We start from the raw sequence: 14,206 nt of genomic DNA, 5'->3' as shown, positions 1-14,206 counted from the left end.
CGCTCTATCCTGCTGAGCTATGGGACCCTGCGGCGAAGCATAGTCGATCGGTTGCGGGAGGGCCAGTGGCCTTGGCTCAGCGGCGCGCGGGGTCGGCCTGGAGGAGGAGAAGGGCTCGCCCCTCCCCGAGGTCGATCTCGATCTCGCCGGTGACCTCGTTGCTCTGGGTCAGGATGGAGGTGAAGGGGATATCGACGCGGTCGAGCGGGAAGCGCGCACCGCGGATCGAGAGACCGCGGAGGTCGGAGAACTTCAGGATCGAGAACTGGGCGCCGGCTTCGGCGGGCAGGGACTGCGAGCCCGGTCGGAGGGGCACACCCCATTCGAGCCCGTCGAACAGCAAGACGGGCCGTCCGGCTTCGCTTTCGCGCAGCGCGACGACGAGGTGGGAGAACACATGATCCGTGCGACCGCCGAAGGCGCCGACGAGCAGCACCGAGCTCGCTCCGCGCGCGAAGGCCTCGTCGATCGCGATCTCGCCGTCCGTCCGATCCTTGTCGCGCGGCCATTCATGCCGGGGCACGCCCTCGCCCGCGCCGCCCTCGTGCGAATCGAAGTCGCCGACCCAGAGCTCCGGATGAAGGCCAAGCCGGGCGGCATGGGCGATGCCGGCATCGGCCGCAATCGCGCGCGTTCCGGCGACCTCCGACAGGAGGCGGGGCGTGACGTGGATCGGACCGGCGAGAAGGACGGTGAAGCGGCTCATGGCCCTTGCGCATAGCCGATCGCGCCCGGGCTGGGGAGAGCGCCGCGCGACGGGCCTTCCGCCCCTTGCCCTCGCGCCCCGATCCGGGCAACGTGGCGCCCGCTTACACGGGGTGCCCAGACGGGCTGAGAGGCGCATGGCCGCGCCAACCCGCAGAACCTGATCCGGGTCGTACCGGCGGAGGGATGGGGGAGCTTTCGCGACGGATCGTCCGGCGAAAGGTGCTTCGGAACTCCGGCCAAGAGGAGTTCACGCCATGCGCCGTTTCCCCTGCTTCCTTGCCGCTCTCGCGCTCAGTGCCCCGCCCGTCGCGGCTTTCGCGCAAGGGACCGAGCGCCCGGTTCTCACGGTCTATACCTACGAAAGCTTCACGCCGGACTGGGGGCCGGGGCCGCGTATCGAGGCGGCGTTCGAGGCGGTGTGCGGGTGCGACCTGCGCTTCGTCGGGCTGGACGACGGCGTCGCGATCCTCAACCGGCTGAAGCTCGAAGGCGAAGGCACGCAGGCCGACGTCGCTCTGGGCATGACGGCCGAGCTGGTGCCCGAGCTGAAGGCGACGGGCCTCTTCATGCCCTCGAACGTCGACCTCTCGCCCCTCCAGGTGCCCGGCGGCTTTACGGACGACACGTTCGTGCCCTTCGACTATTCCTACCTCGCCTTCGTCTACGATTCGGAGACGATCGCCAATCCGCCGACGAGCCTCGCCGAACTGGTGTCCGGCGATCCCGAACAGAAGATCGCGATCCAGGACGCGCGCACCTCGACGCCCGGCCTCGGCCTCCTTCTTTGGATGAAGGCGGTGTTCGGCGACGAGGCGGAGGCGAAATGGTCCGAGCTGTCGCGCCGCATCCTGACGGTGACGCCCGGCTGGAGCGAATCCTACGGGCTGTTCACCAAGGGCGAGGTGCCGATCGTCCTGTCCTACACGACCTCGCCCGCCTACCATGCGATCGAGGAGGGCACCGAGCGCTACAAGGCGGCGAGCTTCTCGGAAGGACACTATCTCCAAGTGGAGCTGGCCGGCGCGCTTCGCACCTCGCGCCATCCCGAGCTCGCGCGGCAGTTCCTGGCCTTCATCCTGACGCCCGAGTTCCAGCGCATCATCCCGACCGGCAACTGGGCGCTGCCCGCCGCCCCGACCGGCGAGCCCCTGCCGGAGGCCTTCGGCGCCCTGGTCCAGCCTTCGCGCCCGCTGGAAATTCCGGCGGACGAGGTCGCCGCGAACCGCGCCGCCTGGACGGCCGAATGGCTTCGGGGCCTCGGCCGCTGAGCGAGGCGGCCATCAGCCCGACGGTGACGCCGGCGGACGCATCCGCCCGTCGGCGGCTGGGCCTTGCGGCGGCCGGGCTGGTGCTCGGCTTCTGCTTCCTGCCCTTCGTCCTCCTGCCGCTCCTCGCCGGCATCGTGCCGGCCTCGCCGCTGGAACTGCTGGCCGATCCCTATCTGCGCTCGGTCACCGGCTTCACCCTCCTCCAGGCCGCGCTCTCCACGCTTCTCTCGGTCCTGTTCGGCGTGCCGCTGGCGCTGGCGCTCCATCGGATGCGCTTTGTCGGGCGAGACATGATCCTGCGCCTGTTCTTCCTGCCGCAGGCGCTTCCCGTTCTCGTCGGCGCGCTCGGCCTGATCACGGTGTTCGGGCGCAATGGGATCGTCGCCGATACCTTTGCCGCCTTCGGCCTCGCCCGTCCCTCGATCTACGGGCTGACGGGCATCCTGATCGCCCATGTCTTCTTCAACATGCCGCTCGTCGCGCGCATCGTTCTCGGCGGGCTGTCGAGCGTGCCGGCGGAAAGCTGGAAGCTGGCGGGCCAGCTCTCGTTGTCGCGCTGGGCGACGTTCCGCATCATCGAACTGCCGGCGCTGGCACGCACGCTGCGGCCCGCCGCCGGCCTGGTGTTCATGCTTTGCGTGACGAGCTTCACGCTGGTTCTCGTCCTGGGCGGCGGCCCCGGCGCCACGACGCTGGAGGTCGCGATCTACCAGTCGCTGCGCTACGACTTCGATCCGGCGCGGGCCGTCACCCTGTCGGTCCTCCAGATCCTGCTCGTCGCGCTCCTGCTGCTGCCCTCCTTCGTGCGCGGCGGCACGGGCGACGTCGGCTTCGGCCTGGCGCAGGGATCGCGGCGCTTCGACCGCCCGTCTCTGCCGGCGCGGCTGTTCGACGGGATCGTCGCGACGCTCGCCATCGCCTTTCTTCTGGCGCCGCTCCTGGCCATCCTCTGGGCGGGGCTGCAGGCCGATCTCGGTCGCCTCCTCATCGATCCCGCTTTCCAGGCCGCGCTCGGGCGCAGCCTCGCCATCGCACTCCTCGCCTCCGCTCTGGGTCTAGCCTTGTCCCTGTGCCTCGCGCTGGCGGCGGCCGGCGCCGGGCGCGGCGGCGGGCTGTTTCTGGCTTTGTCCGGCAGCCTCGTCCTGGTCGTGCCGCCCATCGTGGTCGGTGCCGGCTGGTTCCTGACGCTGCGCGCGTTCGGCGACGTCGCGCGCTTCGCCCCGGCCATCGTCGTGATCGGCAACGCGATCCTCGTCGTGCCCTATGCGACGCGCATCCTGTCGCCCGAGATCGCGGCGGTCGGGGCACGGCACGGGCGCCTCGCGCGCGGGCTCGGCCTTCAGGGCCTGGCGCGCCTGCGGCATGTGGAAGGTCCGGCGCTTCGCCGTCCGCTGGCGCTGGCCGGGGCCTTCGGCATGGCTGTCTCGCTCGGCGATCTCGGCGTGGTCGCCCTGTTCGGCAATGCCGACCTCGTCACCCTTCCCTATCTCCTCCTCCAGCGCATGGGCTCATACCGATCCACGGATGCGGAAGGGCTCGCGCTTCTCCTCGCGCTCCTGTGCCTCGGGCTGATCCTCCTTGCGGAGCGTGGCCTCGGCGGACGAAAGCGTATGCCATGAACGCCATCGAGCTCGACGCCGCGACCTTCCGCCATGAAGCGGAGGAGATGCGCTTCGACCTTCATGTCGAGGCGGGCGAATGGCTGGCGGTGATCGGCCCGTCCGGCGCCGGAAAGTCGACGCTTCTCGACATCCTGGCCGGCTTCCTCGCGCCAAGCTCGGGGATCGTCCGGCTGGACGGGCGCGACGTGACGACCGTTCTCCCTGCCGAGCGGCCGGTCAGCATGGTGTTCCAGGACGACAACCTGTTTCCGCACCTCTCGGCCGAACGCAACGTGGCGCTCGGCCTCAGCCCCACATGGCGCCTGCCCGCCGCGGTGAGGGCCAGGGCGCGCGAGGCCCTCGCCAGAGTCGGCCTCGCGGGTCTGGAGGAACGCCGCCCGAGCGAACTGTCGGGCGGCGAGCGCCAGCGCGTGGCGCTCGCCCGCGCCTTCCTGCGCGAGCGCCCGATCCTGCTTCTCGACGAGCCGTTCGCTGCACTCGGGCCGGCGCTGCGCGGCGACATGCTGGATCTCGTCGCCGCGCAGCGGTCTCGGCTTTCGCGCAAGCCCACGATCGTCATGGTGACCCATCATCCGCAGGACGCCGCCGGCCATGCCGATCGCGTCGCCTTTCTGGAGGGCGGGCGGATCGTGCTGACGGGATCGCCGGCGGACGTCCTGTCGGGGCGCCATCCCAGCGTCGCCGCCTATCTCGGGCGAACGGAATCCTAATTTGGTCCCTTTCATGCCCCAGGGGACAGCGTGGAATCCGACGGCGTTTCCCGACGTCCTGTGACGTGGCGGCCATTTCACGGTTCCGCGATAATCGGGTAGACCGGAGGCGATCCCGAGCGGATCGGCATCTTGGGGGAAGATCGGGAATGCGGCACGAGGCGCGGCCTGACAGGACGGCACGGGGGGCACACGGGAACCGGCGCGGCTTGCGCGCGGGGCTCGCGCTGCCGCTCGCCGCGCTTCTAGCCGGCTGCACCACGCTGGGTGGCGGGCTGGAGGAGGTCGCGTCCGGCGCCGGCACCGAATCGAGCCTCGTCGCGCCAGTCAACCGCAATCCCGTCTCGTTCGAGGCGGTCCAATCCAACGACCCCCAGTCCACCATCGGCAAGTCGCAGCACCCGCGGATCCTGGCCGCCTATGGCGGGGCCTATTCGGACCCGAAGCTCGAGCGCATGCTGGCCGGCATCGTCGGCAAGCTGAACGCGGTGTCGAGCGATCCCGGCCGCGCCTATTCGATCACGGTCCTCAACTCGCCCAACATCAACGCCTTCGCTCTGCCGGGCGGCTATCTCTACGTGACGCGCGGCCTGCTCGCGCTCGCCAACGATTCAGCCGAGGTCGCGGCCGTGCTCGCGCACGAGATGGGGCACGTGAAGGCGAACCACGGCATCGAGCGCCAGCAACGCGAGGAAGCGGCGGAGCTCGCCGGCCGCGTGGTGACGGAAGTGCTCGCCAGCGACACCACGGCGGCGCGCGCCGCGCTCGCGCGCGGGCGGCTGAATCTGGCCAGCTTCTCCCGCAACCAGGAGCTGCAGGCCGACGCCATGGGCATCAAGCAGACGGGCGATGCCGGCTACGACCCCTATGCCGCCGCCCGCTTCCTGAAGGCGATGGACAGTTTCTCCTCGTTCCGCAACGCCTTCCAGGCCAGCAACCCGAACCTCGACTTCCTGGCCTCGCACCCGGCCGCGCCCCAGCGCGTGGAACTCGCGCGCCGCCATGCGTCCGCCTTCGGGCCGCCAGGCACGGGCGTTACCGACCGCGACCGCTATCTCGACGGCATCGACGGCATGCTGTTCGGGGATACGGCGTCGGAAGGCTACGTGCGCGGGCGGACCTTCTTTCATCCGGGCCTCGGCATCACCTTCAGCGTGCCGGACGGTTTCGTGATCGACAACACCGCCGAGGCGGTGCTCGCCACCGGACCCGGGGACACGGCGATCCGCTTCGACGGCGTCGCCCTGCCCGCCACGACCTCGCTCACCGACTATATCCAGAGCGGCTGGGTCGGCGGGCTCGACGCCGCCACGATCCGCCCCTTCCGCATCGGCGCTCTGGAAGCGGCCTCGGCGCAGGCCGTCGGCGGTTCCTATGTGTTCAACGTCACGGTGATCCGCGTCGGCGGACAGGTCTACCGCTTCCTGACGGCGCTTCCCGCCGACGCTTCGGCGCGCCTGCCGCAGATCGCCAACGGCATCGCCGGCTCGTTCCGCATGCTCGGGCCGGAGGAACGCGAGCAACTCAAGCCCCTGCGCGTGCGCATCGTCACGGCCCGCCCCGGCGACACCGAGCGCTCGCTCGCCGAGCGCATCCAGGGCATGGACCGCAAGGTGGAGATGTTCCGCCTCCTCAACGACCTGGAGGACGGCTCGGGCATCCGGACAGGCGGACGCTACAAGATCATCGCCGAATAGGCGGGTCGACACGGCACATGAAAAAGGCCGCTCCCGGGAGCGGCCTTTTTCATGACGGTTGCTATCGCCGCGATCAGGCGATGAAGGCCGCCTCGTCCGGGTTCGCCTGGAGGAGCGCCACGCGCAGCTTCTCCATGGCACGCGTCTCGATCTGGCGCACGCGCTCCTTGGAGATGCCGAGCTTGGAGCCGAGAGCCTCCAGCGTCGCGCCGTCGTCCTGGAGGCGGCGCTCGCGGATGATCTTGAGCTCGCGCTCCGACAGGACGCCGAGCGCCGAACGCAGCCACACCACGCGGCGCTCGTCGTCGATCGAGGCCGAGACCATCTCGTCCGGCAGCGGGTCGTTGGAGACGAGGAAGTCCTGACGGTCGGCGGAGCCGGACTCGTCCTCCATCAGCGGCGCGTTGAGCGAGGAGTCGGGACCCGACAGGCGCGAATCCATCAAGGCCACGTCGCCTTCGGAAACCTTCAGCGCCGTCGCGATCTCGCGATACATCTCGGTGGAGGAAATGCTCTCGGTGCCCTGATTGAGGCGGGCGCGCAGGCGGCGCAGGTTGAAGAACAGCGCCTTCTGCGCCGAGGACGTGCCGCCGCGCACGATCGACCAGTTGCGCAGGATGTAGTCCTGGATCGAGGCGCGGATCCACCAGGTGGCGTAGGTGGAGAAGCGAACCTCGCGTTCCGGCTCGAACCGGGCGGCCGCTTCGAGAAGGCCGACATGGCCCTCCTGGATCAGGTCGTTCATCGCCAGCCCGAAGTGGCGGAACTTCGCGGCCATGGAGATCACGAGGCGCATGTGCGCGGAGGTGATCTTGTGGAGGGCGGCCTGATCCTGATGCTCCTTCCAGCGCACCGCCAGTTCGTATTCCTCTTCCCGCTGCAGATAGGGAGCCGCCATGGCGGCCTGGATGAGGTGGCGACGCGTGGATTGGGATTTCATGGGTCCGGACCTTCCATGTCACGCAGGAACGCGATCGATTTCGGGCGCCGCGCCCCGACGGGACACCGCGCTCTCAGGCCGGTAACGGGTGGTTCGCGGAAACGTTCCCGAGGGGGCAAAGTTTTTTTTGCGAAATAGGCAGGGTCCCTTCCGAGGAAAGGGGCATTTGAAAAAAGTGGGGAATCGGCGGGAGTTACGGCTCGACCGCTTGACGATTCCTAGCACTGCCGCAGCGCAAAGAAAAGCCGGCCACTGAAAACAGGGGCCGGCTCAGCATTCGGTATCGAGGATCCGGAAATCAGGCGGCCTGTTCGGCCTCGACCTCGTCCTCTTCGTCCACGTCCGCCTCGTCGGCAACCTTGGCGCCGCGCTTCGGACCCTTGTTGAGGTTCAGCTCGATGAGGCGGACCGCCTCGGTCTCGCTCACCTCGTTGACGGCCGCGAGCTCGCGCGCCATGCGTCCCAGCGCCGCCTCATAGAGCTGACGCTCGGAATAGGACTGCTCGGGCTGCGAATCGGCGCGGTAGAGATCGCGCACCACCTCGGCGATGGAGATCAGGTCGCCCGAGTTGATCTTGGCGTCGTATTCCTGCGCGCGGCGGCTCCACATGGTGCGCTTCACGCGCGCGCGGCCTTGGACGACCTTGAGAGCGCGCTCCACGAAGTCGGTCTCGGACAGCTTGCGCATGCCGACGGCCTCGGCCTTGGCGACCGGCACCTTGAGGCGCATCTTGTCCTTCTCGAAGTCGATCACGAAGAGTTCGAGCTTCATGCCCGCGACCACCTGCTCCTCGATCGCAACGATCTGGCCCACGCCGTGCGCGGGATAGACGATGCTTTCGCCGGTCTTGAAACCCTGGCGCTGGGAGGTCTTCTTCTGAGTGCTCATACGCTGCGTAACTCCCTGTTGTGCAGAGCGGGGAAGATCGCTATGCACGAAACGACCCGAAGGCCGCGGATTGAGCATTCCGGTTTGGAGGCCGGCCGCAGTCCGGGACTTCGGGAAACTCCTTCGCAAACCCCATCGACGCCCGAAGCGGGCGCGAAGACGGGATGGAGCGGGAGGGGAGCCTTTCAGAAGCACCTTGGCCGCCGGATCAGGTCCTTCGACCTTCATCCGACGTTCGACTGTTGCACAAATAATACCCTATCGCGCTGGAAATTTCAACCGAAATGCGCATATGGCGTGCCGCGTCCTGCAACCCTTGCGGTGCAGCGCTTTGCCGCGCGCAATCCGGGCGAGCGACGGCGGGGCGACGCCGATATCCCTTGTGCGGGCAACGGCTTAATCGGAAATTTTGGGAGAATCAGTCGCCCTGGCCTGGCTCGGGCGAGAAGAACTTCTCGAACTTGCCCTCGACGCCGTCCATGGCCTTGGCATCCTCCGGCGCGTCGCGCTTCACGGTGATGTTGGGCCACTTCTCGGCATACTCGGCATTGATCTTCAGCCAGCTGTCGAGATTGGGCTCGGTGTCCGGCTTGATCGCCTCGGCCGGGCATTCGGGCTCGCACACGCCGCAGTCGATGCATTCGTCCGGGTGGATGACGAGCATGTTGTCGCCCTCGTAGAAGCAGTCCACCGGACACACTTCGACGCAGTCCATGTACTTGCAGCGGATGCAATTGTCGGTGACGACATAGGTCATGGCGAATTCCCGGAACTGATGGCCCGCAACGCCGGAAACAGGCGGATCGTTGCGGACGGCGGGCGCGGCCGGCCCCTCCGGACCTGGAACCGCTCCAAGGCGGGACGTATCGCCTCGCACTCCATGTTGCAAGAGCGAGAAACAGCGCCTCTTGCGCAAGGTGGAGAATGTCTTTCTCAGCCTGCACCTCGCGCGGTTCAGCCCTCCTCGGTCGAAGGGCCGGCAGGCGCCAGGGCGCGCGTCGGTGTCAGATCCTCGAACAGGAGCGCCGCTTCGGGCGCCGGTCCGCGACGCTCGCCCGAATCCAGCACCTTCAAGACCCGGATACGATCATGGACGGAGATCGTCAGGACGTCGCCCGGCCGAACCAGCCGGGCCGCGTGCGAGATCTTCTCGCGGTTGACGCGCACCGCGCCGGATACGGCGAGTTTCTGGGCGAGGCTGCGCGATTTGACGACGCGCGCGAAGAACAGCCACTTGTCGATGCGCTGCTCGCCTGCCGCCATGCGCCTGTCCTACTTGCCCAGCTTGTCCTTGAGCGCGGCGAGCTTGGCGAAGGGCGAATCAGGATCGATCGGCTTGTTTGCCCGCTCCGGCCGCCGCGCGTCGGCGGCGGGACGCGATCCCTCGCGCTCCTTGCCGAAGGGCGGACGTCCGCCCCGCCCCTGGCCGCCGCGATCCTCGCGCCGCTCCTCGCCTTCGCCACGCTCGCGCCGACCCTGGCCCGGCTTGCCGCCGTCGCGGCGCGGGAAGCGGCGCTCGCCGCCCTCCCCGTCCTCGCGCCGGCCGCCCCCGCCACGGTTCTGGCGTTGGCCGTTCCGCTCGCCCACCGTCTCGCCTCCGGCCGCAGCCTCGCCGCCGCGCCCGCCCTGGCCACGCCCTTGCGGACGCCCGTTGCCGCGCCCTTGCGGGCGTCCGCGATTCTCGCCGCGCGACGGCTTCCAAAGAAGCACCATCTTGACCGGCTCAGCCGCGGCACCGTCCTCGACGGCGGAAGCGGCCACTTCCGAAACCGGCTCGGCCTCGCCGGCCGGCGCCTCCGCCACGGGCTCAGGCGCCGTCTCGTCGGCCGCCTCCGGCTCGGGGGCCGCGTCCTGCGCCGGGGCCGGCTCGTCCTGAACGGCAGTCTCGGCCGTCGCCTCTCCCGGCTCCGCTGCCGCCGCTTCGCCCGGCACCGCCTCGGCGGGCGGCTCGGCCGAGGCCATTTCCCCCGCGGGAGCCGCCTCACTCGCAGCCTTGGCCACCTGCGCCTCGTCCTGGCGGCGCAGTTCCGCCTCGACGTCGGCCTGCGGCACCGCATGCGAGCGGTATCCGAGACCTTTGAGGATTTCGTCCATGTCGTCGGCCGTGGCGCCGAGGATCGACATCATGGCCGGCGTCACGATGAACTCGCGGCCGTTATAGGCGCCGTCCGGACGCTTCGGCACCGAAGGCGTCCAGGCAAGCGCCGGACGGATGAGGTCGGCCAGGCGCTCCAGGATATCGACGCGCACGGCGCGTCGGCCGAGCGGGCGATAACCCGACAGGGCGTAGAAGATGGGATCGAAGCTCGGGTCCGGCGCGACGGAGGTGCGGCCGGTCGCCAGGAGCTGCGTCACCTCGCCGAAGCCCGGCTTGTCGCGCCCGTCATGGGCGATGCCCCAGAGCAGCGTCATCAGCGCAGCGGGCGCCGGCTTCACGAGCGCCGGCACGAAGATGTGGTACGCGCCGAAACGCACGCCCAGACGACGCAGCGCCGCGCGCGCGTCCTGATCGAGGCCGCGCACTTCCTCGGCGATGTCGCGCCGCTGAAGGAGGCCGAAATTCTCGTAGAGGCGATAGGCGATGCCCCGTGCCGCCCCCTCGACGCCCTCGGCGTCGCGCAGATCGGCGAGCGGCTTGAGCACCGTCGACACCTGATAGGTGACGAAGCGCTCGGCGCGCTGGACCACCTTGTCGCGCGCAGGGCCCGCGAGCTGCTCGTCGGCCAGGAGCACGACGCGCGGCTTCAGGGGATCGTCGCCGGCGGTGAGCGAGGCGACGGGCGCGCCGAGCCAGCGCAGCAGCGCATCGGACCCGATCGCCAGATCGCCGTTCGGCGCGTTGGCGAAGCGCTCGGCCCGCTTGTCGTATTCGCCGCCCAGCGCCTTTTGCGCTGCGGCGCGAACGGCCTTGGCATCCGGGCCGTCGGACTTGGTGTCCGGCGTGAACCTGAACCCCTGCAGCTCACCGACCTCGTGGCCTTCAACGCGCACGGTGCCGTCGCTGCCGATTTCAGCTTCCATGAATGCGCTCTCTCTCAGCCGCCTCATCAGAACGCTTGTCCTGCGATCTACGAAGCGTTTCGTCAACCGCTCGTGCAGCGCGTCCGACAGACGGTCCTCGATTGCCTTGGTCTTTTCCTGCCAGTGTGTCGGATCGGCCAGCCATCCCGGACGGTGGGAAATGTAGGTCCAGGTCCGGATTTCGGCGATGCGCTGGGACAGGGTGTCGATGTCGCCCTCGGCCAGATCCGCCCGCCGGACCTGCTCGGCCATGTAGTCCTCGGCCACATGCCCGCGACGCACGAGGTCGCCGTAGATCGAGGCGATGATCTCGGCATGCTGGGCGGGGGCGATGCGTCGGTAGTCCGGCAGCTTGCAGGCCTCCCAGAGAAGCTCGACATTCCTGGCGCCTACGGCCTTCCCCATCACCGCCTCGTCGCGCGACAGGAACTCAAGCGCCCGCTGGTCCACGGCCGGCAGCGAGCGGGCGAGTTCCGGGCTCGGCGGAGCGGCGTCAAGACTGGCCTTCAGCGCATCGACCGAGGCGAAGTCGAGCGCGCGCGAGCGCCATTGGACGACCTTCACCGATGCGAAGTCGTGGGCCTCGATCGATTCGGCCAGCTCCTGCGGCAGCGGATCGACTCGGCCCGTCACGCCGAACGTGCCGTCGCGCACGTGCCGCCCCGCGCGGCCGGCGATCTGGCCGTATTCGGCGGGGTTGAGCTGACGATACTGGAAGCCGTCGTATTTCCAGTCCTGCGCGAAGGCGACGTGATCGACGTCGAGATTGAGCCCCATGCCGATCGCGTCGGTCGCCACCAAGAACTCGACCTCGCCGTTCTGGTAGAGTTCGACCTGCGCGTTGCGGGTGCGCGGGCTCAGCGCGCCGAGCACCACCGCCGCCCCGCCCCGCTGGCGGCGAATCAGCTCGGCGATCGCATAGACCTCCTCCGTGGAGAAGGCGACGATCGCCGAGCGGCGCGGCAGGCGAGTGATCTTCTTGGAGCCGGCATAGAGAAGCTGCGACATGCGCGGCCGCGTGACGCACTGGATACCGGGCAGGAGGCGCTCCAGCGCGCCGCGCATGGTGGAGGAGCCGAGAAGCAGCGTCTCCTCGCGCCCGCGCGCATGGAGGATGCGGTCGGTGAAGACATGGCCGCGCTCGAGGTCGGCGGCGAGCTGCACCTCGTCGATGGCCACGAAGGCGGCGCCCGGCTCGCGCGGCATCGCCTCGACGGTGCAGACCTGGTAGCGCGCGTTGGGCGGCTTGATCTTCTCCTCGCCGGTGATCAGCGAGACGGCGCCAAGGCCAACCCGCTCCACCACCCGTTGATAGACCTCGCGGGCGAGGAGCCGCAGCGGCAGGCCGATGACGCCCGACGAATGGGCCACCATCCGCTCGATCGCCAGAAAGGTCTTGCCGGTGTTGGTGGGGCCGAGCACGGCGGTGACGCCACGCCCGCCCGCCCCGGCTTCGGTTCGGCGCATCGGCTTGGCGGGGAAATGGCTGTCCATCATGATCGCACCATAGGTGGGTCGCGATGGACGAAACGCAAACTCCCCGCCGAACTTGTCTTAACGAACGTCGATCACGTCGCCCGTGCGGGCATCGATGATCACGGTCAGGTCGTCGCCGCGGCGGTCGGCTCCCTCGACGCGGAACGTGCGCCGCTGGCGGAACACGTCGTCCACCTCGCGCATGCCCTCGGAGCGGGCGATGCGCACGGCCTGCCGCTCGCTGATGCCCGGAGGTCCGCGGCGCGGCGGGGGCGACCGGTCGTAGTCGAAGTCCGGACCGCGCCGGTTGTCGGGCAGGACCCGAAGCCCGTTCGGCCCGAGTTCGAGGGTCTGCGCCGCGGCGGGCGCGGCCGCCGCCAGAAGCCCGGCGGCCAAGAGAATGGAAAAGCGCAAAGGCTTCATCACGGATGTCTCGCGAAACGGTGTCCCATAGGCGGCAAATTTGCCGGAACGCGTGGCGGCTTCAAGACCATGTGAAGGGCGTCGTGAAAAAAGGACGGGCCGCCGATGCGACCCGCCCTTCTCACTCTGCCTCGATGTCGGGATCAGCGGACGCCGATCACGTCGCCGCTGCGGCGATCGATGTCGACCTGGATGTCGTCGCCGCGGCGATCGACGCCGATCACGCGGTAGGAGCGGCTGGTGCGGCGAACGTCGTCCACCTCGCGCACGCCCTCGGCGCGAGCGATGCGCACCGCATCGCGCTCGCCGATCTCGCGGCCGCGACGGTCGTCGCGACGCACGTCGTCGCGGCGGCTGTTCGGGTCGACGATGCGCACGCCGTCGGGGCCGATCTGGATGCCCTGTGCCATGGCCGGAGCGGCGGAAGCGATGGCGGCAGCCGCCATGACGGCGATGGTGAGATGCTTGCGGATCATAAGAAATCCTCCACGAAACGGGAAGGCGCCCGGGATCGAAAATAAGTCGTGCGCCCGTTATCGCGGGGAAGAACACGGGAGAAACGCTTCGGTTCCTCCCGTGCGGCATCGAAGTCTCGGCGCGTCTCAGAGCTTGCCTGGAAAGTCCACCGGGTCGGCTCGCCGGGGACTTCCCGACGGGCTCTCAGTGGAAGTACTGGCCGCCGTTGATGGTCAGGGTCGAGCCGGTGATGAACCCGGCCTCGTCGGCCACGAGATAAAGGACGCTGCGGGCGATCTCCTCCGGTTCGCCGAGCCGTCCGACCGGGATGTGCGGCAGGATGCGCTCGTTGAGCACCTTCTCGTCGATCGCACGGACCATCTCGGTGCCGATATAGCCCGGGCAGATCGCGTTGACGGTGATGCCGGCGCGCGCGCCCTCCTGCGCCAGCGCCTTGGTGAAGCCGATGTCACCGGCCTTGGCCGCGGAATAGTTGGCCTGGCCCGCCTGCCCCTTCTGGCCGTTGATGGAGGAGATGTTGACCACGCGCCCGAACTTTCGCGTGCGCATGCCCTCCCAGACCTGCCGCGTCATGTTGAAGACGCCCGTCAGGTTGGTGCCGATGACTTGGTTCCACTGCTCCGGCGTCATCTTGTGGAACATGGCGTCGCGGGTGATGCCCGCGTTGTTGACGAGGATGTCGATCGGCCCGAGCGCGGCTTCCACGGCGGCGATGCCCTCGCCGCAGGAGGCGTAGTCCGACACGTCCCACTTGAAGACGTCGATGCCGGTCTCGGCCTTGAAGGCGTTCGCGGCATCCTCGTTGCCGGCATAGTTGGCGGCCACCTTGTAGCCCGCCGCCTTCAGCGCCTTGGATACCGCGGCGCCGATGCCGCGCGAGCCGCCCGTCACGATCGCAACCCTGCTCATGCACTTTCCTCCCTGGATCGATGCCCTGATGGTCGAAGCCCCGGCCGCGGCCGGAGCATCCATGTA

At 68.9% G+C, this 14,206-nt stretch carries 13 protein-coding genes and 1 riboswitch; of the genes, 4 read left to right on the top strand and 9 right to left on the bottom strand.

Features of this window, described 5'->3' with window-relative positions:
- Nucleotides 1–76: 76 nt before the first annotated feature.
- Nucleotides 77–706, bottom strand: a complete 630-nt coding sequence (locus O5O54_RS12415; protein ID WP_279482093.1) for a thiamine diphosphokinase — start codon at nucleotides 704–706, stop codon at nucleotides 77–79.
- 98 nt (nucleotides 707–804) lie between these two features.
- Nucleotides 805–909: riboswitch (TPP riboswitch) on the top strand.
- A 53-nt stretch (nucleotides 910–962) separates the two neighbouring features.
- Between O5O54_RS12415 and thiB the strand changes: the two genes are divergently transcribed.
- From thiB to O5O54_RS12395, 4 genes are all read left to right on the top strand, one after another.
- Nucleotides 963–1,976, top strand: a complete 1,014-nt coding sequence (gene thiB, locus O5O54_RS12410) for a thiamine ABC transporter substrate binding subunit (RefSeq protein WP_279482092.1) — start codon at nucleotides 963–965, stop codon at nucleotides 1,974–1,976.
- Nucleotides 1,952–3,595, top strand: a complete 1,644-nt coding sequence (locus O5O54_RS12405) for an ABC transporter permease subunit (protein WP_279482091.1) — start codon at nucleotides 1,952–1,954, stop codon at nucleotides 3,593–3,595. The genes thiB and O5O54_RS12405 overlap by 25 nt, the downstream gene beginning before the upstream one ends.
- Nucleotides 3,592–4,308 carry a thiamine ABC transporter ATP-binding protein gene (gene thiQ, locus O5O54_RS12400; protein WP_279482090.1) on the top strand — a complete coding sequence of 239 codons (717 nt, stop codon included), beginning with the start codon at nucleotides 3,592–3,594 and terminating at the stop codon, nucleotides 4,306–4,308. The genes O5O54_RS12405 and thiQ overlap by 4 nt, the downstream gene beginning before the upstream one ends.
- A 149-nt stretch (nucleotides 4,309–4,457) precedes the next feature.
- Nucleotides 4,458–6,005: a M48 family metalloprotease gene (locus O5O54_RS12395; protein WP_279482089.1), complete on the top strand. Its 1,548-nt coding sequence runs from the start codon at nucleotides 4,458–4,460 to the stop codon at nucleotides 6,003–6,005.
- Between the two features lie 73 nt (nucleotides 6,006–6,078).
- Here O5O54_RS12395 and O5O54_RS12390 read toward each other — a convergent pair whose 3' ends face one another.
- From O5O54_RS12390 to phbB, 8 genes are all read right to left on the bottom strand, one after another.
- Entirely contained in the window at nucleotides 6,079–6,945 is an 867-nt protein-coding gene (locus tag O5O54_RS12390; RefSeq protein WP_279482088.1) for an RNA polymerase factor sigma-32, read from the bottom strand.
- A 298-nt stretch (nucleotides 6,946–7,243) separates the two neighbouring features.
- Nucleotides 7,244–7,834 (bottom strand): CarD family transcriptional regulator, encoded by a 591-nt coding sequence (locus O5O54_RS12385; protein ID WP_279482087.1) that lies wholly within the window; start codon nucleotides 7,832–7,834, stop codon nucleotides 7,244–7,246.
- A gap of 418 nt (nucleotides 7,835–8,252) precedes the next feature.
- Nucleotides 8,253–8,591, bottom strand: coding sequence for a ferredoxin FdxA (fdxA, locus tag O5O54_RS12380; protein WP_279482086.1), 339 nt, complete (start codon nucleotides 8,589–8,591; stop codon nucleotides 8,253–8,255).
- A 197-nt stretch (nucleotides 8,592–8,788) separates the two neighbouring features.
- Nucleotides 8,789–9,097: an RNA-binding S4 domain-containing protein gene (locus tag O5O54_RS12375; protein ID WP_407061699.1), complete on the bottom strand. Its 309-nt coding sequence runs from the start codon at nucleotides 9,095–9,097 to the stop codon at nucleotides 8,789–8,791.
- A gap of 9 nt (nucleotides 9,098–9,106) precedes the next feature.
- Complete coding sequence (locus O5O54_RS12370) at nucleotides 9,107–12,349, bottom strand: helicase-related protein (RefSeq protein ID WP_407061703.1); 3,243 nt, start codon at nucleotides 12,347–12,349, stop codon at nucleotides 9,107–9,109.
- Nucleotides 12,350–12,409: 60 nt separating this feature from the next.
- Nucleotides 12,410–12,754: a PepSY domain-containing protein gene (locus O5O54_RS12365; protein WP_279482085.1), complete on the bottom strand. Its 345-nt coding sequence runs from the start codon at nucleotides 12,752–12,754 to the stop codon at nucleotides 12,410–12,412.
- Between the two features lie 143 nt (nucleotides 12,755–12,897).
- Complete coding sequence (locus O5O54_RS12360; RefSeq protein WP_279482084.1) at nucleotides 12,898–13,230, bottom strand: PepSY domain-containing protein; 333 nt, start codon at nucleotides 13,228–13,230, stop codon at nucleotides 12,898–12,900.
- A gap of 184 nt (nucleotides 13,231–13,414) precedes the next feature.
- Nucleotides 13,415–14,140 carry an acetoacetyl-CoA reductase gene (gene phbB / locus O5O54_RS12355; protein WP_279482083.1) on the bottom strand — a complete coding sequence of 242 codons (726 nt, stop codon included), beginning with the start codon at nucleotides 14,138–14,140 and terminating at the stop codon, nucleotides 13,415–13,417.
- Between the last annotated feature and the right edge of the window lie 66 nt (nucleotides 14,141–14,206).

Origin of the sequence: Aureimonas sp. SK2 (assembly GCF_029813115.1) — a bacterium.
In the GTDB taxonomy this organism is placed as follows: Bacteria; Pseudomonadota; Alphaproteobacteria; order Rhizobiales; family Rhizobiaceae; genus Aureimonas.
The sequence above is the reverse complement of the archived record's forward strand: the minus strand, read 5'-3'. Positions and strand labels throughout refer to the sequence as shown.

Bases quoted from the DNA above. Each gene is read 5' to 3' on its own strand.
- O5O54_RS12385 (WP_279482087.1), bottom strand. From the start codon at position 7,834: ATGAGCACTCAGAAGAAGACCTCCCAGCGCCAGGGTTTCAAGACCGGC.
- O5O54_RS12360 (WP_279482084.1), bottom strand. From the start codon at position 13,230: ATGATCCGCAAGCATCTCACCATCGCCGTCATGGCGGCTGCCGCCATC.
- O5O54_RS12405 (WP_279482091.1), top strand. From the start codon at position 1,952: ATGGCTTCGGGGCCTCGGCCGCTGAGCGAGGCGGCCATCAGCCCGACG.
- thiQ (WP_279482090.1), top strand. From the start codon at position 3,592: ATGAACGCCATCGAGCTCGACGCCGCGACCTTCCGCCATGAAGCGGAG.
- O5O54_RS12365 (WP_279482085.1), bottom strand. From the start codon at position 12,754: ATGAAGCCTTTGCGCTTTTCCATTCTCTTGGCCGCCGGGCTTCTGGCG.
- fdxA (WP_279482086.1), bottom strand. From the start codon at position 8,591: ATGACCTATGTCGTCACCGACAATTGCATCCGCTGCAAGTACATGGAC.
- phbB (WP_279482083.1), bottom strand. From the start codon at position 14,140: ATGAGCAGGGTTGCGATCGTGACGGGCGGCTCGCGCGGCATCGGCGCC.
- thiB (WP_279482092.1), top strand. From the start codon at position 963: ATGCGCCGTTTCCCCTGCTTCCTTGCCGCTCTCGCGCTCAGTGCCCCG.
- O5O54_RS12395 (WP_279482089.1), top strand. From the start codon at position 4,458: ATGCGGCACGAGGCGCGGCCTGACAGGACGGCACGGGGGGCACACGGG.
- O5O54_RS12375 (WP_407061699.1), bottom strand. From the start codon at position 9,097: ATGGCGGCAGGCGAGCAGCGCATCGACAAGTGGCTGTTCTTCGCGCGC.
- O5O54_RS12415 (WP_279482093.1), bottom strand. From the start codon at position 706: ATGAGCCGCTTCACCGTCCTTCTCGCCGGTCCGATCCACGTCACGCCC.
- O5O54_RS12390 (WP_279482088.1), bottom strand. From the start codon at position 6,945: ATGAAATCCCAATCCACGCGTCGCCACCTCATCCAGGCCGCCATGGCG.
- O5O54_RS12370 (WP_407061703.1), bottom strand. From the start codon at position 12,349: ATGGACAGCCATTTCCCCGCCAAGCCGATGCGCCGAACCGAAGCCGGG.